Raw genomic sequence first — 17,775 nt, forward strand, 5'->3', positions numbered from 1 at the left:
CGGCCGCTGAATCGGTCTCTTTACGGAGGAACAACCGCATAGCGGGATGATCCATTTTGCCCGTCGTCACAAGACGCGCGGCAGCCACCCCCGGTTGCATGCCCGCCGGGGGTGGCTGCGGGGAATGGCGCGCCGCCCGCCACACTTGTGAACATCGGATGAACCGCACACCGCCCGGCCGGCGTCCCGCACGCCGGTCGCGATGCGTGCGGCCCCGAATGCGGCCCTCCGGGGCTCCCGGCCCGGAATCCGGCACCCGCAGCGAAAGAGAGAACGCGTGACCGACAAGGACGTCCTGAGACGGGGCATGCAGGTCCTCGGCGTCGCGATCCGCGAGGAGCCGCGCATCTTCGCGGCCGCGGTCGGCGCCAGCGCGCTGTACGGCGCCACCACCGTCGCCTCCGCCCTCATCCTCGGCCAGGTCACCGACCGGGTGATCGTCCCCGCCTTTCGGGACGGCGAGACCACCACGGCCGCCATGGTCACGACGTTCGCGGTCGTCTTCGGCATCGCGCTGCTCAAGGCGCTCGGCATCGTCGGCCGCCGCCTGTGGGCCGGCGTGATGCAGTACCGCCTGCAGGCCACCTACCGCCGCCGCGTCACCCGCCAGTACCTGCGCCTGCCGCTCGCCTGGCACCACCGGCACCCGACCGGCGCCCTGCTGTCCAACGCGAACGCCGACGTCGAGGCCGCCTGGTTCCCGATCGCGCCGCTGCCGATGGCCACCGGCGTCGTCGTCATGCTCGTCCTCGCCGCGGTGTCCATGCTGGCCACCGACTGGGCGCTCGCCCTGGTCGGCTTCGTGATCTTCCCGGCCATCTTCTTCCTCAACGTGGCCTACCAGCGCCGCCAGGGCCCGCTGGCCATGCGCGCCCAGGAACTGCGCGCCGACGTCAGCGCCATCGCGCACGAGAGCTTCGACGGCGCACTCGTCGTCAAGACGCTCGGCCGGGAGAACGAAGAGGCCGCCCGCTTCGAGGCCGCCGCCCGCGAACTCGCCGACGCCAACATCGCGGTGGGCCGCGTCCGCGCGCTGTTCGACCCGCTGCTCGAGGCGCTGCCCAGCCTCGGCGTGCTGCTGGTCCTCCTCGCGGGCAGCATCCGCATCTCGCACGGCGACCTGGACCCCGGCGAACTCGTGCAGATCGCCTACCTGTTCACCCTGCTGGCCTTCCCGGTGCGGGCCATCGGCTGGCTGCTCGGCGACATGCCGCGCGCCATCGTCGGCTACGACCGGGTGCGCAGCGTCCTGGACGCCGAAGGCGAATCGTCGTACGGCGACGCCGCCGCGGAGAAGACCGGCCCGGCCGGCCTGCAGGCCCGCGCGGTGCGCTTCGGCTACCTCGACGGCGCCGACGTCCTCTCCGACGTCACCTTCGACGTCGAGCCCGGCCGCACGGTCGCGGTCGTCGGCCCGACCGGCTCCGGCAAGTCCACCCTCGTCTCGCTCCTGGTCCGCCTCGTCGACCCGTCGAGCGGCGCGGTCCTGCTGGACGGCACCGACCTGCGCGACTTCCGGGCCGGCGGGGTGGCCGCCGCGGCCGCGCTCGTGCCGCAGCAGGCGTTCCTCTTCGACGACTCGATCCGCGACAACATCACGCTGGGCCTCGACGTCCCCGACGAGGACGTGCGCGCCGCGCTGCGCATCGCGCAGGCCGAGGAGTTCGTCGACCGCCTCCCGGACGGCATCCACACCCAGGTCGGCGAGCGCGGCACATCGCTGTCCGGCGGCCAGCGGCAGCGCATCGCGCTGGCCCGCGCCCTGGTCCGGCGGCCCCGGCTGCTGGTCATGGACGACGCCACCTCGGCCGTCGACCCGCGCGTCGAGGCGGCCATCCTGGCCGGGCTGCGCGACGGCGGCACCGGCCCGTCGACCGTGGTCGTGGTCGCGTACCGCAAGGCCACCATCGCGCTGGCCGACGAGGTCGTCTTCATCGAGGACGGCAAGGTCGCCGGCCGCGGCCCGCACCAGGAACTGCTGGAATCCTCGCTCGGCTACCGCCGCCTGGTCGACGCCTACGAGCGCGCCGCGCGCGACCGCGAGCAGAACGCCGCCGCGGCCCCGGCCGACGACCTGACCGAGGACGAGGAGGTGCCGGCATGACCACGGCAACCGCGCCCACCCCGCTGTCCGCACCCGCCGAGAAGCAGCAGTCCGGCTGGGCGGTCCTGCGCCGCGGCCTGGCCCTGTCGCCCGAGTTCAAGCAGGGCATCGCGGTCACCCTGGTGCTCGCCGCGATCGCCACCGCGGGCCGCATCATCGTGCCGCTCGCGGTGCAGCAGACCATCGACAACGGCCTGCGCGGCGACGGCGGCACGGACCTCGCGCTGGTCCGCTGGATGGTGGCCGGCGCCGCACTCGCGGTGATCGCCACCGCGATCTGCTCGTACGCCATGAACGTGCGCATCTACCACGCCAGCGAGCGCGGCCTGGCCACGCTGCGGGTCCGCGCCTTCCGGCACGTGCACGACCTGTCGACCCTGCACCAGCAGACCGAGCGGCGCGGCTCGCTCGTCTCCCGGGTGACCGGCGACGTCGACACCATCACCCGGTTCATCCAGCAGGGCGGCCTCATGGTCGTCATCAGCGCGGGCCAACTCGTGGTGGTCACCGCGCTGATGCTCGCCTACTCGTGGCAGCTCACGCTGCTCGTGTGGGTCTGCTTCGCGCCGCTCTTCTTCCTGCTCAAGGCCTTCCAGAAGCGCGTCGCCGCGGCCGCCGTCGCGGTCCGCGTGCACGCCGGGCGGATGCTCGGAGCGATCTCCGAACCCGTGGTCGGCGCCTCGGTGGTGCGCGCGCACGGCATCGAGGAGCGCACCGCGGCCCGCATCGACGAGGCCATCGACGGCCACCGGGTCGCCCAGACCCGGGCCCAGACCCTCATCGCGCTGACCTTCCCGATGGGCGAGGTCGCGGTCGGCGTCGCCAACGCCGCGGTGGTCATCGTCGGCGTGCTGCTCGGCGTGGACGGGCAGCTCACGCTCGGCGAACTGGTCGCCTTCCTCTTCCTGGTCACGTTGTTCGTGATGCCCGTGCAGTTCGGCGTCGAGGTCCTCAACGAGGCCCAGAACGCGCTGGCCGGCTGGCGCCGCGTGCTGGAGATCCTGGACGCCGAGCCCGACATCGCCGACCCCGGCGCGGCCGGCGCCGACCTGCCGCGCGGCCCGGTCGAGGTGCGCTTCGACAACGTCGGGTACGCCTACCCGGACGGTCCGCGCGTGCTGCATGGCGTCGACGTCACGCTCGCCGCGCGCAGCCGCGTCGCGGTGGTCGGCGAGACCGGCTCGGGCAAAACCACCTTCGCCAAGCTCCTCACCCGCATCGTGGACCCCGACGAGGGCCGCGTGCTGCTGGACGGGATCCCGCTCACCGGCGTGCGGTTCGCCTCGCTGCGGGCCCGCGTGGTGATGGTGCCGCAGGACGGCTTCCTGTTCGACGCCTCGATCCGCGACAACGTGCGCTACGGCCGCCCGGACGCCGACGACGCCGCCATCGGCACCGCGTTCGCCGACCTCGGCCTCGCCGACTGGCTGGCCGGGCTGCCGCTCGGCCTGGACACCCCGGTGGGCCAGCGCGGCGAGTCGCTGTCCGCGGGCGAGCGCCAACTGGTGGCGCTGGCCCGGGCGTATGTCGCCGACCCGGACCTGCTGGTGCTCGACGAGGCGACCTCCGCGGTCGACCCGGCCACCGAGGTGCGCATCCAGCGCGCCCTCGACGGCCTGACCCGCGGGCGCACCGCGGTGTTCATCGCGCACCGCATGTCCACCGCGGAATCCGCCGACGAGGTGCTGGTGTTCGACCGGGGCGTCCTGGTCGAGCGCGGACCGCACCGCGAACTCGTGGGCGCCGGCGGCACCTACAGCCGCCTGCACGCCTCCTGGGCGGCACAGCAGAAGCCCGCCGCGGACTGACGTCGCGCGGCGGGCTGCTGCCTGCTCTTCTGCCTGCTTCCCGTACGGCCTTGCTTCTCGTACGGCCCTACTTCTTGCGGCCTTACTTCTTGAGCGGTGCGGTGAGCTTCGCCGAGCCCTTCATCTTGACCATGCACTGCACTTCGCGGTCGCCGTCCGCCCAGGTCTCCTCGGACGGGAAGATGAAGTCCGGGCCCATGCTGCTGCCGTTCGTCTGCTTGGCCAGCAGCGGCGCGATCTCCTTCTCGCACAGCGAGAAGGCCCGGGTCTCGGTCGCGTCGTCGCCGGCCCACGGGCCTTCCGGCAGGAACAGGTTCTTCACGTGCTCGGCGTCGTGCGGTGTCGTGCACGCGACCTTGTTCACCTGGTTGGTGCCGGCCGGGAAGTTGACGCAGTCGCCCGGCGACAGCTCGATCTTCTTGACGCTGTTCGGGTCGTCCGTGCCCGACGAGGTCGGGGTCCGGCTGGTGCTCGGCGTGGTCGCGCGCGTCGTCGACGGCGTCCGGCTGGTCGGCGCGGACGTCGTCGGCTCCTTGCTCGTGGCCGGCGCCGACGAGGCCGGCGGCGCACTCGACTTGTCCGCCTGGCCGCCCTTGTCGTCGTCGCCGCCCAGGCTCAGCACGATGCCGATCACGACGGCGGCCAGCACGAGCGCGCCGACCACCACCCACGCCACGACCTTGCCGCTGTTGCCGCCGCCGTTCGGCGGGCCCGGCGGATAGCCGGGCGGACCGCCGAAACCGCCCGGACCGCCCGGGCCGTCGGGCCCGCCGGGATAGCCGCCGCCGGGTCCGCCCGGATAGCCGCCGCCGTACGGGCCCCCGCTTCCGTACGACCCCCCGCCGGCCGGCGGCACGCCGCCGCCCGGATAGCCGCTTCCGCCGTACCCGCCGCCGTATCCGCCGCCCTGCGGCTGTCCCGGCGGCCATCCCGACCCCGGGTACTGCGGAGTGCTCATCGCGCTACCCCCTCCGGTCTCGCCCGGTCTCGGACCGGCCGTCAGCCCAGCTTCTTGGTGAGCTTGGCGTCGCTCTTGTTCTGGATCAGGCAGGTGGCTTCCTTGTCGCCGCTCATGAAGGCCAGCTGCTGCGGAACCCGGTAGTACATGCCGAACGAGTTCGGCGCGGCCTCCTTGGCGGTGGCCGTGTTGAACGCCGCCTGGCAGGCCGCGACGACCTGGCGCTCGATCTCCGCCTCGGTCGGGTAGGTCGAGCCGGTCAGGTTGAAGTTCTTGAGCACCTGCTTGTCGTGCGGCGTGGTGCAGGCGACCTTGTCGATCTTGCCGGTGATCTCGTTCAGGTTGATGCAGTCGCCCGCGGCCAGCGGCGTGCTGTCCACCTGGGTGAGGCCGTCGGTGGACGTCGGGGTCGGGCTCGGTGTCCGGGTGGTCCGGCTCGGCGTCGGGCTCGCCGACTTGGTGGTGGCGCTCGGCGAGGGCTCCGAGGCCTTGGACGTCGGTGCCGCGGTCGGCGTTCCGGTGTTCTTGCCCTCGTTCTTCTTGTCCTTGTCGCCGCCGAGCAGGAAGACCAGGGCGGCGATCACGCCGCCGACCACCACGAGGGCGCCGACGACCACGAGCAGGAGCGGTCCGCGGCCGCCGCCTGGCGGCGGTCCGGGCGGCCCGGGAAACGTTCCGCCGGGGCCGCCGTAGCCGCCTCCGGGGTAAGTGGGTCCACCCGGGTACTGCGGGCCGCCTCCGGGCGGGCCGCTCGGGTACTGCGGGCCGCCCGGGTACGTGTTGCCCGAATAGCCCCCGGGGTAGGAGGGGTTGTTCTGATAGCCCGGGTCGGGCTGCTGTCCATAGCCGGGCGGGAAGCCTCCCTGACCCGGCGGCGGCGGCATCGTCATGCGCAAAGCTTGCCCGATCGGGTGAACCTCCCGCACGCATGGGTGTCACTGCTTGACAACCGCCGAGAACCTATGCGGTCACAGATGCGCCGCCGGGGCGTCCGGCCAGGTCTGCGAGAATGCGCCCATGACCGGTGACTCCTCCCCGTCCGTGCCGCCCGTGCGGCCCTCCGCTCTCGACCCGGCGGTGGCGGCCCGGCTCAAGCGCGACGAGAACGGCCTGTTCGCCGCCGTCGCCCAGCAGTACGACACCGGCGAAGTGCTGATGGTCGGCTGGATGGACGACGAGGCGCTGCACCGCACGCTCACCACCGGCCGCTGCACCTACTGGAGCCGCAGCCGCAAGGAGTACTGGGTCAAGGGCGACACCTCCGGGCACACCCAGCGCGTCGTGTCCGCGGCCCTGGACTGCGACGGCGACGCCGTGCTGGTCAAGGTCGACCAGGCCGGGGCCGCCTGCCACACCGGGGACCGCACCTGCTTCGACGCGGGCGCGCTGCCGGTGACCGCGCCGGCCGGGCCCGCCGCGACCTGACGTCCGCACCGCCCGCCCTGCCCCGACCCGCCCGACCTGACCGGCCTGACCGACCTGCCACGTACGAGCGCCACCTGCGTCCCGGGAGATCCCGCACCATGACCACCGGCACCGTCACCCCCGACCTCGACGCGTTCCGCGCGCTCGCGCGCAGCCTGCGGGTCATCCCCGTCACGCGGCGGTTCCTCGCGGACGGCGACACCCCGGTCGGCCTGTACCGCAAGCTGGCCGCCGAGCGCCCGGGCACGTTCCTCCTCGAATCGGCGGAGAACGGGCGTACCTGGTCCCGGTATTCGTTCGTCGGCGTGCGCAGCCGCGCCACGCTGACCGAGTCCGGCGGCGCGGCCCGCTGGCTCGGCGAGCCGCCGGCCGGCATCCCGCGCGAAGGCGACCCGCTGGACGTGCTGCGCGCCACCGTCGAGGCGCTGCACACGCCGCACGAGCTCGCCGATTTCTCGGGGGCCGGCCTGCCCGATCTGCCGCCGCTGCACGGCGGCATGGTCGGCTACCTCGGCTACGACATCGTGCGCCGCCTCGAACGGCTGCCCGAACTGGCCCGCGACGACCTGCGCGTGCCCGAGCTGATGATGATGCTGGCCACCGACCTCGCGGTCCTCGACCACGCGGACGGCACCGTCCTGCTGATCGCCAACGCGATCAACTGGAACGGCCTGGAGTCCGGTGTCGACGAGGCCTACCGCGATGCGGTCGCCCGCCTCGACGCGATGACCGCCGACCTGGCCCGCCCCGCCGAGAGCAGCGCCTCGTACGTGCAGGGCGGCGTCACCCCCGAGTGGACGAGCCCGTGGGGCGGCGCCGAGTACCGCAAGGCGGTCGACGCGGCCAAGGAGGAGATCCGGGCCGGCGAGGCGTTCCAGATCGTCCTGTCGCAGCGCTTCGAGATGCCCACCGCGGCGAGCGCCCTGGACATCTACCGGGTGCTGCGCACCACCAACCCGAGCCCCTACATGTACCTGTTCCGGCTGCCCGGCCCGGACGGCGGCGCCGAGGGCGGCTTCGACATCGTCGGCTCCAGCCCCGAGGCGCTGGTCAAGGTCACCGGCGGCCGCGCGATGGTGCACCCCATCGCGGGCACCCGCCCGCGCGGCGCGGGCCCGGAGGAGGACGCCGAGCTGGCCGCCGAGCTGCTCGCCGACCCCAAGGAGCGCGCCGAGCACCTGATGCTCGTCGACCTGGGCCGCAACGACCTGGGCCGGGTCTGCGCGCCGGGCAGCGTCGAGGTCGTCGACTTCATGTCCATCGAGCGCTACAGCCACGTCATGCACATCGTCTCCACGGTCGTCGGGCAGCTGGACGAAGGCCGCACCGCGCTCGACGTGCTGGCCGCCTGCTTCCCCGCGGGCACGCTGTCCGGGGCGCCGAAGCCGCGCGCGATGGAGATCATCGAGGAGTTCGAGCCGACCCGGCGCGGGCTGTACGGCGGCTGCGTCGGCTACGTCGACTTCGCCGGCGACCTCGACACCGCGATCGCCATCCGCACCGCGCTGATCCGGGACGGCGTCGCGTACGTTCAGGCCGGGGCGGGGGTGGTGGCCGACTCCGACCCGGTCGGCGAGGACACCGAATGCCGCAACAAGGCCGCCGCGGTCCTCCGCGCGATCGCGACCGCCGCGACGCTGGAGTCGGCCCGATGACCGGCCCCGCGAACTCCCCGGCGGCGCACCCCGCGAGCACCGGCACGACCGAGAACGCCGCGACCGTGCGTACCGGCGGCAACGAAGCCGCCGCCGACGCCGCCGCCCGCAAGGCTGTCCGCCGCGAGATGGGCACCGCGCTCCTGCTGGTCCTCCTCGGCGCCGCACTCGTGCTCTCGCTCGGCGGCCGCGTCTGGGCGGAAGGGGCGGCGCTCTCGCACGGCACCCGCTTCCCGATCGAGGCCAGCGGCTCGGCGGTCAGCAAGGTCCCGGCCGTCCTCGCGCTCGTCGGCCTGGCCGGCGCCGTCGCGGTCCTGGCCACCCGGGGCGTGTTCCGCGGCATCGTGGGCGCCGTGCTGGCGCTGGCCGGCGCGGGTATTGCCGCGGCCGCGGTCGCGGGCTCCTCGGACCGCTCCGCGCTGGACGCCAAGGCCGCGACCAAGGCTGCGGTGGAAGGCGTCCGCGCGGTCGAGGTGACGCACACCATCTGGCCGTGGATCACCCTGGCCGGCGGAGTCCTGATGCTGCTCGGCGGCCTCGCCGTGATGGTCCGCGGCCGCAACTGGCCCGGCATGGGCAGCCGTTACGAGGCCCCCAGCACCGAGGGACCGGCCCGGCAGGCCAAGAAGAGCCGGACTTCCGCGGACCTGTGGAACGCGCTCGACCGCGGCGAGGACCCGACCGGCTGACACCCCGCCGGACCGCCCGTCCGCCACCCCGGGTCAGGAGCACTGCTCCGTATGGGGACAATGGAAGCTGCGGCGCACCGCCGAGGCGCGGCCCGGCACCGCAGATATGAACTCTGTGAACCTGTGGAACAAGGAGCAACGATGTCGCAGGCCGACCACCACGGGAATACCCCCGCCGCCTGGACCCTGACGATCCTCGCGCTGATCGGGTCGACCGTCTCCGGGGTGGCGCTGATCATGCCCAGCCCCGTGCTGTTCTGGGCCGGCCTCGCCGTCATAGCGGTCGGCGCCGTCGTGGCGGGCGGCATGCGCATGGCCGGCATGGGCGCGATCCCGGCCCGCCGGTAGCCGCCGCACCGCTGCGCCGCAGGACGCCTCCTTCCCTGGTTTCCCTGGTTTTCCCCGGTTTTCCCCGGAGCAGGGGAGGAGGCGTCGCCATGTCCGCTCGTTTGTCGGACAATCACCGCGGTCCGGGGCCGCGCACGCGCGCCGGTGTCGCTACTGTGGGCGTGCCGTCCGGCGTGGTCCGGACCATGGGGACCAGCGCGTCCGGGCCTGCCGCCCGGCGGACGCCTGGGCGCGAAGGGGATCGCAGGCACATGAGTCAGGGCTATCCGCCCCCGCCGCAGTCGGGCGGGCCACCGCAGTGGGGCAAGCCGCAGCCGTTCGGCAACCCGTCGCCGCACGCGCAGCCCACCGCTCCCTACGGCGCCCCGCAGCCGTCCGCGCAAGGCCAGCCGCCGCCCCCGCAGCCGTACGGCACACCCGGCCCGGTGCCGCCCACCACTCCGTACGGCTATCCCGGCACACCCGGCCGGCAGCCCGGGCAGCCCTACTACGGTCAGGCGAGCAGCCCGCCCGGCTACGGCCCGCCCACGCAGCCCCCGGCCCCGCCCACCCCGCCGCCGGACAACTTCCTGGTGTGGGCGGTGCTGTCCACGGTCTTCTGCTGCTTCCTGGCCGGCATCCCCGCACTGCTCGCCGCGACCTCGGTGAACGAGCGCTGGCTGCGCGGCGACCTCGCGGGCGCCCGCGAGGCCTCGCTGCGGGCCCGCAACTGGACGATCGGCGCGGTGCTGCTCGGCGTCATCTTCTGGACCAGCTGGATGATCGGCGTCTTCGTGCTCGGCTGGAAGGAAACGCTGGGCGACCTGTGAGCCGGCCCGCGCCGGGGAGGGCAGGATGGACGACGTGACCGGTTCACCCACGCCCGACGCGGCGTTCCTGCGCCCCGCGCCGCCCCCGCCCGGGAAGCGGCTCGCGCTGCGCCTGGCGGGACCCGCCGCGGTGGCCGCCGGCGTGCTGGCCGCCACCGCGTACGTCGGCACCGTGGACCCGAACGAGCCCGGCCACTACCCGCTCTGCCCCACGCTGCAGTTCACCGGGCTGTTCTGCCCGGGCTGCGGCGGCCTGCGGTGCGTGCACGCGCTCGCCTCCGCCGACATCCCGGCCGCGCTGGGCTTCAATGCGTTCGCCGTCGCGATGGTCCCGCTGCTGGTGTTCATCTGGCTGCGCTGGACCGTGCGTTCGGCCCGCGGCCAGGTCCGCATGTCGGCCGCCGACCCGCGGCTGGTCAAGCTCCTCCTGGCCGGCATCGCGGTGTTCACCGTGCTCCGCAACCTGCCGTTCGGCACCTGGCTCGCGCCCTGATCCCGCAAACCGACCGGTGACGGGACGGGTACAGGAGGGGTACAGGCCGCAAAATGCCCGCCTTGTGGACCGGCGGGGCAGTGGTTCCGTGCGACGCCGTATGCTGCCCCCACCTCAGCGACGGTACGCGGTCGGCCGACTCCTTCGGCGGGCCGATACCATCGAAGGGCCGGAACCTTCCGACGCCGCCAGGCGTTGCCGGGCCCGGCCCGGGGCGACCCGGTCGGACGATCCAGTCCGTCACCTGTGACGAGGGGATGCAAAGCGTGAGCGTGCTCGACGAGATCATCGACGGTGTGAGCGCCGACCTCGCCGAGCGACAGGCCCGCGTATCCCTTGATGAAATCAAGGATTTGGCGGCCGCGGCACCGCCCGCCAAGGACGCGATCGGCGCGCTGCGCTCCGGCGGCATCGCGGTGATCGCCGAGGTCAAGCGCTCCAGCCCGTCCAAGGGCGCGCTCGCCGCCATCGCCGACCCGGCCGGCCTGGCCGCCGACTACGAGGCGGGCGGCGCGGCGATCATCTCCGTGCTCACCGAGCAGCGCCGCTTCGGCGGTTCGCTCGACGACCTCGACGCGGTCCGCGCCCGGGTGGACATCCCGGTGCTGCGCAAGGACTTCATCACCACCAGCTACCAGCTGTGGGAGGCCCGTGCGCACGGCGCCGACCTCGCCCTGCTCATCGTCGCCGCACTGGACCAGAACGCCCTGGTCTCGCTCATCGAGCGCGCCAAGTCGATCGGCCTCACGCCGCTCGTCGAGGTGCACGACGAAGAGGAGACCGAGCGCGCCCTCGAAGCCGGTGCGCAGATCATCGGTGTGAATGCGCGCAATCTCAAGACCCTCGAGGTCGACCGCGCAAACTTCGCGCGAATCGCTCCGATGATCCCCGAGACCGTCATCCGCATCGCCGAGTCCGGCGTCCGCGGCCCGCACGACCTGATCGCGTACGCCAACGCCGGCGCCGACGCGGTCCTGGTCGGCGAGTCGCTGGTCACCGGCCGCGACCCGCGCAGCAGCGTGGCCGACCTGGTCGCCGCCGGCGCGCACCCCGCGCTGCGGCACGGCCGCGGCTGAGCGGCGGAGGAGCACCATGAACTGCCGAGACCTGGTCGGGCGCTTCGCCCGGGGCGCCAAGCCCCGCGGCTGCCGCGCGCCCGCGCGCCGCGTCCGCGGCCGCCGGGTCCGGTTCGTCATCGGCTGCGAGCCCGGCCAGATCCCGGGGAGGCGATGGCGGCACCGCTGACCGTCCGTCAGTCGTGTGCCCGTCATCCGTGACGGCGCGCTGCACGCCACCCGCTCGCCGCGAGTGTCGTCCGGCGTTCCACCCACCTCTCCCCAGAGGATCAACTCCATGTCTCACGAGACCGTCCAGCCGGATCCGTCCGGCCACTTCGGCGTCTTCGGCGGGCGTTTCCTGCCCGAGGCGCTCATCGCCGCCCTCGACGAGCTGACCGCCGCGTACGAGAAGGCCAAGGACGACCCCGAGTTCCAGGCCGAGTTCACCGGCCTGCTCAAGGACTACGCGGGCCGGCCCAGCATCGTCACCGAGGCGCCGCGCTTCGCCGAGCACGCCGGCGGGGCCCGCATCATCCTCAAGCGCGAGGACCTCAACCACACCGGCTCGCACAAGATCAACAACGTGCTCGGCCAGGCCCTGCTCACCAAGCGCATGGGCAAGACCCGGGTCATCGCGGAGACCGGCGCGGGCCAGCACGGCGTGGCCACCGCCACCGCGTGCGCCCTGCTCGGCCTCGAATGCGTCGTCTACATGGGCGAGGCCGACACCAAGCGGCAGGCCCTGAACGTGGCCCGCATGCGCGTGCTCGGTGCCGAGGTCATCCCGGTCACGATCGGCTCGCGCACCCTCAAGGACGCCATCAACGAGGCGCTCCGCGACTGGGTCACCAACGTCGACAGCACGCACTACCTGCTCGGTACCGCGGCCGGCGCGCACCCGTTCCCGGCCATGGTCCGGGACTTCGCGCGCATCGTCGGCGTCGAGGCCCGGCAGCAGGTCCTCGACCTGACCGGCCGGCTCCCCGACGCGGTCGCCGCGTGCGTGGGCGGCGGCTCCAACGCGATCGGCATCTTCCACGCCTTCATCCCCGACGAGGGCGTCGCCCTCTACGGCTACGAGGCGGGCGGCGACGGTGTCGAGACCGGCCGGCACGCGGCCTCGATCACCGGCGGCTCCATCGGCGTGCTGCACGGCGCCCGCACCTACCTGCTGCAGGACGAGTACGGCCAGACCCAGGAGAGCCACTCCATCTCCGCGGGCCTGGACTACCCGGCGGTCGGTCCCGAGCACGCCTGGCTGCACCAGACCGGCCGCGCGAACTACCGGCCGGTCAACGACGACGCGGCGATGGCCGCGTTCCGCCTGCTGTGCCGCACCGAGGGCATCATCCCGGCGATCGAGTCCGCGCACGCGCTGGCCGGCGCCATCGAACTGGGCAAGGAGCTCGGCCCGGACGCGACCATCCTGGTCTGCCTCTCCGGGCGCGGCGACAAGGACATGCACACCGCCGCGCGCTACTTCGACCTGTTCGACGCCGACGTCCGCGAGGAGGACCAGCAGTGAGCACCCGCCTGACCGAAGTCCTTGCCGCGGCCAAGGCCGAGAACCGCGCGGCACTCGTCGGCTACCTGCCGGCCGGCTACCCGAGTGTCGAAGGGTCGGCCGCGGCCGCCCGCGCGATGGTCGAGGGCGGCTGCGACATCATCGAGATCGGCCTGCCCTACAGCGACCCGCAGATGGACGGCCCGGTCATCCAGCGGGCCGTCGAGCACGCGCTCGCACACGGCACCAACACCCGCCACGTCATCGACAACGCCCGCGCGGTCGCCGAGACCGGGGCCGCGTCGCTGGTCATGACGTACTGGAACCCGATCGAGCGGTACGGCGTCGAGCGGTTCGCCGAGGAGCTGGCCGCGGCCGGCGGCTCCGGGGTCATCACCCCGGACCTCATCCCGGACGAGGCCGCGGAGTGGATCGCCGCGACCGACAAGCACGGCCTGGACCGCGTCTTCCTGGTCGCGCCGTCGTCCACCGACGCCCGCCTCAAGCTCACCGCGGATGCGGCCGGCGGCTTCGTCTACGCCGCATCCACGATGGGCATCACCGGCACCCGCACCAGCGTCGGGAACCGGGCCGCCGAACTCGTGGGCCGCACCCGCAAGGTCACCGACCTGCCGATCTGCGTCGGCCTGGGCGTCTCGAACGCCGCGCAGGCAGCCGAGATCGCCGGCTACGCGGACGGTGTCATCGTGGGTTCGGCCTTCGTGCGCGCACTGCTCGAAGCCGAGACCCCCGAGGCCGGCCTCGACGCGGTCCGCACCCTGGCCGCCGAGCTCGCCGAGGGTGTGCGCTCCGGGAGATAAGCACCACGTAAAAAATTGGGACATAGCCATCTAGATGGCATCATGGCGGGCGGTCACCACGCGCAAGTGGTGGCCGCCCGCTTCCGTTTGACCTCAACGAGTTACTCCGTACGAGGAACCTCGGGCCCTGCAAATCGGTTAAACAAGGGCACCCCACCCATCCGTGACGGAGGTCGAACGATGAACGCGGCTGTCGCCGTGGACCGCCCGACAGGCGGCTCTTCCGGCCCCTCTGCCCTGCGCCGCGCGATCCCCTGGATCGGCGTCGCCGCCCGCCTGGCCCTGGCCGTGGTGTGGGCCTGGGCCGGCTGGGAGAAGGCCGTCAACCCCGCCCAGGCCGCCCAGGCCGTGCGCGCGTTCGACGTGCTGCCCGAGAGCCTGGTCGAACCGGTCGGCTACGCCCTGCCCTACCTCGAACTGGGCCTGGCGGCGCTCCTGCTGGTCGGCCTCGGCACCCGCATCGTGGCCGGCATCTCGGCCCTGCTGCTGATCGTGTTCATCGCGGGCATCGCCCAGGCCTGGGCCCGCGGCCTGGCCATCGACTGCGGCTGCTTCGGCGGCGGCGGCCCGATCGCCCCGGACCAGACCAAGTACCTGCAGGAGATCCTGCGCGACCTGGCGTTCATGGTGCCTGCCGTGTGGCTGCTCTTCTTCCCGCGCACGCACCTGTCCGCGGACGCGTGGCTGGCCATAGAGGGCGACGCGTACGACGACTGAACCACCCGGGCGCAGCGCCTGGCCCGGCACTCCCGAAGAAAACCGACCGACAGATAGCGGTGACCTGAGGACATGAGCAAGAAGAACGACGACGGGAAGCGCAACGCCCGCGAGCGCATGCAGGCCGAGCGGGCCCGCCAGCAGGCCGCGGACAAGCGGAAGCGCGCGTTGATCATCGGCGGTTCCGTCGTCGCGGTCCTCGCGGTCGCCGCCACGATCGGCATCGTCGTCGGCAACTCCAAGTCCGACAAGAACGAGACCAGCTGGGCCACCGTCGCGGACAAGCCGCTCAAGCTGCCCGCCAACATGACCAGCACCGTGGTGCCCTACGGCAGCAACCCGAACGCGCCGGTCGTGACGGTGTACGAAGACTTCCGCTGCCCGATCTGCGAGCAGGTCGAGACCAAGCTCGGCGGCACGCTGACGCAGCTCGCCGACGCGGGGACGATCCGCATCGAGTACCACATCGCGTCGTTCCTGGACAAAAACCTCGGCGGCAACGGTTCGAAGTACGCGGCGGCCGCGGCCGGCTGCGCGCAGGACGCCGGCAAGTTCAAGGCGTACCACGACGTGCTCTACGCGAACCAGCCGGACGAGAGCAGCGACAAGTTCGGCAAGCGCTCCTACCTGCTCGACCTGGCGAGCAAGGTCGACGGCCTGCGCAGTGCCACCTTCGACCAGTGCGTCAACGACCTGACCTACGCGCCCTGGGTGAAGGCCTCGCAGGAGGAGTTCAACAACGCCAAGGTCGGCAACGACAAGGTCACCGGCACGCCGACGATCGCGCTGAACAACCAGAAGCTCAAGTACACCGAGGGCAACCAGATCATGAGCCCCGAGGCGTTCAAGGCGCAGATCGAGGGGATCATCGCCACCATGCCCAAGAGCTGACCCGATCCGACCGGATCCCGCAGCACGACCGGGGCCGGGCCGCTCCCGCACGGCGTACTCCGCCCGCGGCAGCAGCCCGGCCCCCGGCACGTGTACCGTCATCCCTGCCATGGACCTCGCATACATCCCCAGCCCGTCGCGCGGTGTGATCCACCTGGGTCCGCTGCCGCTGCGCGGTTACGCGCTCTGCATCATCCTCGGCGTCGTCGTCGCGATCTGGCTCGGCGAACGCCGCTGGATCGCCCGCGGCGGCCGGCCCGGCACCGTGATGGACCTTGCGGTGTGGGCGGTGCCGTTCGGCCTGATCGGCGGCCGGCTCTACCACGTGATCACCACGCCGGGGCCGTACTTCGGCGAGGACGGCGACCCGATGCAGGCCTTCGCCATCTGGAAGGGCGGCCTGGGCATCTGGGGCGCGATCTTCCTGGGCGGCGTGGGCGCCTGGATCGCGTGCCGCCGGCGCGGCATCCCGCTGCCCGCGATGGCCGACGCGCTGGCCCCCGGCATCGTGCTGGCCCAGGCGGTCGGCCGCTGGGGCAACTGGTTCAACCAGGAGCTGTACGGCAAGGCCACCGACGTGCCGTGGGCGGTCAAGATCGACGCCGACCACAGCTCGACCGGCGAGGCGGCCACCTACCACCCGACGTTCCTGTACGAGTCGCTGTGGTGCGTCGGCGTCGCGCTGCTGGTCATCTGGGCGGACCGCAAGTTCAAGCTCGGCCACGGCCGCGCCTTCGCGCTCTACGTCGCCGCCTACACCGTCGGCCGCTTCTGGATCGAGGCGCTGCGCATCGACGAGGCCGAGAAGATCCTCGGCATGCGGCTCAACAACTGGACGTCGATCCTCGTCTTCGCGGGCGCGGTGGCGTACATCGTCGTCTCGGCGAAGAAGCGCCCGGGCCGTGAGGCACCCGAGACCCTCAAGGGCACGCGCCCGTACGAGGACGACGAGGACGAGGACGAGGTCAAGCGGGCGGGCGAGGCCGACGAGCCGGAAGCCGCCCCCGCCCAGGACACTGCGGCGGACACCGGCGCCGAGGACACGGCCGAGGTCCCGGACAGCGACAAACCCACCGAGGACGCCACGCCGGTAGGCCTCAAGAAGAACGCCGCGGACAAGGACGACTGACCCCGGTTCCGCAAGCAGCCCCGCAGCAGTCCCGAGGGCCCGGAACCCGCCGCCGAGGCAGGTTCCGGGCCCTCGCGCATGCCCCGGGAAGATTCCGCCGCGGTGCGGCGTTGCACCCACGGATCCAGCCGTTCCGACGCGTCCCCATAGCCTCTGACCTGCGGGTTTGGTCAGCCTTGCCTTGCTGGTGGGGGCCCCGCGCGGCGCGGTAGCTTCGAAGAGACGAACCCGGAGGAGGACCTGACGTGGCCGAGCGCAGCGAGGACGGTACGGACGCCGTCGGCGGCATAGCCCAGGAAGCCGGCACCCAGCTCCTCAAGACCCGCACCTCCGGGGACACCGGTGCGGACCTGCCCGACGACGCCACGCAGCAGACTCCGCAGCGCACCGCGGTGGACCACCGCAAGGCGGCGGAGGACGAACCCGAGATCGACCACACGCACCGCGACATCGCGGGCGGCTGGCTGCGCCCCGCCGTCTTCGGCGCGATGGACGGCCTCGTCTCCAACTTCGCGCTGATCGCCGGTGTGGCGGGCAGCAATGCCACCGCCAAGACGATCGCCATCACGGGCCTGGCCGGCCTGGCCGGCGGGGCGTTCTCGATGGCCGCGGGGGAGTACACCTCGGTGGCCTCGCAGTCCGAGCTGGCCCAGGCCGAGGTCGAGATCGAGCGCCGCGAACTGGTCCGCGCCCCCGAGGCCGAGCTGCGCGAGCTGGCCGAGCTCTACATCGCCCGCGGCCTGGACGAGGACCTCGCGTTCGAGGTGGCCACCCAGCTGTCCCGCGACCCGGACCTCGCGCTGGAGGTGCACGCCCGCGAGGAGCTCGGCGTGGACCCGCACGACCTGCCGTCCCCGTGGCTCGCGGCCGGCTCGTCCTTCGCGTTCTTCGCGGTCGGCGCGCTGCTGCCGCTGCTGCCCTACCTGCTCGGCGCCACCGCGCTGTGGCCCGCGATCATCCTGACCACCCTCGGCCTCTTCACCGCGGGCGCCGTGGTGTCCCGGGTGACCGGCCGCCCGTGGTGGTTCGGCGGCCTGCGGCAACTGCTGCTGGGCGGTGCCGCGGGCGGGCTCACGTACCTTCTCGGCATGGCCATCGGCCAGAGCCTGGGCTGACCGCGGCGACAACCGGCCACCGGTACCTCACGTGCAGTGCGCCCCGCGGTGAGATTTCTGTAACAGGCCTGTCATGTGCAGTGACCGGCACCAACCGCTCATCAAATGATCACCTTCGGTACGCCCGATCGCCCGTTTCGGTGATGGGGTGGCCGGGAATGAGCCCGGAGCGCGGAGGCGGCGGTGGCTCCGGACCGGACCTCAGGCTCCGATTTCTGGCGGCCTGTCCGGATGGCGAGACAAGGACGTCT

18 protein-coding genes are annotated in these 17,775 nt (G+C 72.7%); 16 read left to right on the forward strand and 2 right to left on the reverse strand.

Annotated features, from left to right (window positions below; genetic code table 11):
- The first annotated feature begins 277 nt into the window (after positions 1-277).
- On the forward strand, positions 278-2,104 hold the full coding sequence (locus LZ495_RS24780; RefSeq protein ID WP_235055081.1) for an ABC transporter ATP-binding protein: 1,827 nt from the start codon (positions 278-280) through the stop codon (positions 2,102-2,104).
- A complete protein-coding gene (locus tag LZ495_RS24785; protein WP_235055082.1) occupies positions 2,101-3,912 on the forward strand; it encodes an ABC transporter ATP-binding protein in 1,812 nt (603 codons plus the stop codon). The genes LZ495_RS24780 and LZ495_RS24785 overlap by 4 nt, the downstream gene beginning before the upstream one ends.
- Positions 3,913-3,994: 82 nt before the next feature.
- On the opposite strand, the gene LZ495_RS24790 is transcribed toward LZ495_RS24785, so the two are convergent.
- Both LZ495_RS24790 and LZ495_RS24795 read right to left on the reverse strand, forming a co-directional pair.
- The gene (locus LZ495_RS24790) at positions 3,995-4,870 is read right to left on the reverse strand and encodes a septum formation family protein (RefSeq protein ID WP_235055083.1); all 876 of its coding nucleotides are present in this window, start codon (positions 4,868-4,870) and stop codon (positions 3,995-3,997) included.
- A gap of 41 nt (positions 4,871-4,911) precedes the next feature.
- Positions 4,912-5,760 (reverse strand): septum formation family protein, encoded by an 849-nt coding sequence (locus LZ495_RS24795; RefSeq protein ID WP_235055084.1) that lies wholly within the window; start codon positions 5,758-5,760, stop codon positions 4,912-4,914.
- Between the two features lie 127 nt (positions 5,761-5,887).
- On the opposite strand from LZ495_RS24795, the gene hisI reads away from it, so the two are divergent.
- The 14 genes from hisI to LZ495_RS24865 all read left to right on the forward strand — a co-directional run bounded on the left by hisI (position 5,888) and on the right by LZ495_RS24865 (position 17,524).
- Positions 5,888-6,295: a phosphoribosyl-AMP cyclohydrolase gene (gene hisI / locus LZ495_RS24800; protein ID WP_235055085.1), complete on the forward strand. Its 408-nt coding sequence runs from the start codon at positions 5,888-5,890 to the stop codon at positions 6,293-6,295.
- Positions 6,296-6,393: 98 nt separating this feature from the next.
- Positions 6,394-7,950, forward strand: a complete 1,557-nt coding sequence (locus LZ495_RS24805; protein ID WP_235055086.1) for an anthranilate synthase component I — start codon at positions 6,394-6,396, stop codon at positions 7,948-7,950.
- Complete coding sequence (locus tag LZ495_RS24810) at positions 7,947-8,639, forward strand: TIGR02234 family membrane protein (protein ID WP_235055087.1); 693 nt, start codon at positions 7,947-7,949, stop codon at positions 8,637-8,639. The genes LZ495_RS24805 and LZ495_RS24810 overlap by 4 nt, the downstream gene beginning before the upstream one ends.
- A 141-nt stretch (positions 8,640-8,780) precedes the next feature.
- The gene (locus tag LZ495_RS24815; protein WP_235055088.1) at positions 8,781-8,987 is read left to right on the forward strand and encodes an HGxxPAAW family protein; all 207 of its coding nucleotides are present in this window, start codon (positions 8,781-8,783) and stop codon (positions 8,985-8,987) included.
- A gap of 251 nt (positions 8,988-9,238) precedes the next feature.
- Positions 9,239-9,796 (forward strand): CD225/dispanin family protein, encoded by a 558-nt coding sequence (locus LZ495_RS24820; RefSeq protein ID WP_235055089.1) that lies wholly within the window; start codon positions 9,239-9,241, stop codon positions 9,794-9,796.
- A 25-nt stretch (positions 9,797-9,821) separates the two neighbouring features.
- Positions 9,822-10,289 carry a DUF2752 domain-containing protein gene (locus LZ495_RS24825; RefSeq protein ID WP_235055090.1) on the forward strand — a complete coding sequence of 156 codons (468 nt, stop codon included), beginning with the start codon at positions 9,822-9,824 and terminating at the stop codon, positions 10,287-10,289.
- 266 nt (positions 10,290-10,555) lie between these two features.
- Positions 10,556-11,365, forward strand: a complete 810-nt coding sequence (trpC, locus tag LZ495_RS24830; protein WP_235055091.1) for an indole-3-glycerol phosphate synthase TrpC — start codon at positions 10,556-10,558, stop codon at positions 11,363-11,365.
- A 16-nt stretch (positions 11,366-11,381) separates the two neighbouring features.
- Positions 11,382-11,534 (forward strand): tryptophan biosynthesis modulator TrpM, encoded by a 153-nt coding sequence (gene trpM / locus LZ495_RS24835; RefSeq protein WP_235055092.1) that lies wholly within the window; start codon positions 11,382-11,384, stop codon positions 11,532-11,534.
- Positions 11,535-11,642: 108 nt separating this feature from the next.
- A complete protein-coding gene (gene trpB / locus LZ495_RS24840) occupies positions 11,643-12,872 on the forward strand; it encodes a tryptophan synthase subunit beta (protein WP_235055093.1) in 1,230 nt (409 codons plus the stop codon).
- A complete protein-coding gene (gene trpA, locus LZ495_RS24845) occupies positions 12,869-13,672 on the forward strand; it encodes a tryptophan synthase subunit alpha (protein WP_235055094.1) in 804 nt (267 codons plus the stop codon). The genes trpB and trpA overlap by 4 nt, the downstream gene beginning before the upstream one ends.
- A gap of 180 nt (positions 13,673-13,852) precedes the next feature.
- Positions 13,853-14,389, forward strand: coding sequence for a MauE/DoxX family redox-associated membrane protein (locus LZ495_RS24850; protein ID WP_235055095.1), 537 nt, complete (start codon positions 13,853-13,855; stop codon positions 14,387-14,389).
- A gap of 72 nt (positions 14,390-14,461) precedes the next feature.
- The gene (locus LZ495_RS24855; protein ID WP_235055096.1) at positions 14,462-15,280 is read left to right on the forward strand and encodes a DsbA family protein; all 819 of its coding nucleotides are present in this window, start codon (positions 14,462-14,464) and stop codon (positions 15,278-15,280) included.
- 109 nt (positions 15,281-15,389) lie between these two features.
- On the forward strand, positions 15,390-16,409 hold the full coding sequence (gene lgt, locus LZ495_RS24860) for a prolipoprotein diacylglyceryl transferase (protein WP_235055097.1): 1,020 nt from the start codon (positions 15,390-15,392) through the stop codon (positions 16,407-16,409).
- A gap of 392 nt (positions 16,410-16,801) precedes the next feature.
- Positions 16,802-17,524, forward strand: coding sequence for a VIT1/CCC1 transporter family protein (locus LZ495_RS24865; protein WP_235055187.1), 723 nt, complete (start codon positions 16,802-16,804; stop codon positions 17,522-17,524).
- Positions 17,525-17,775: the final 251 nt, after the last annotated feature.

Source organism: Yinghuangia soli (genome assembly GCF_021502675.1).
GTDB lineage: Bacteria > Actinomycetota > Actinomycetes > Streptomycetales > Streptomycetaceae > Yinghuangia > Yinghuangia soli.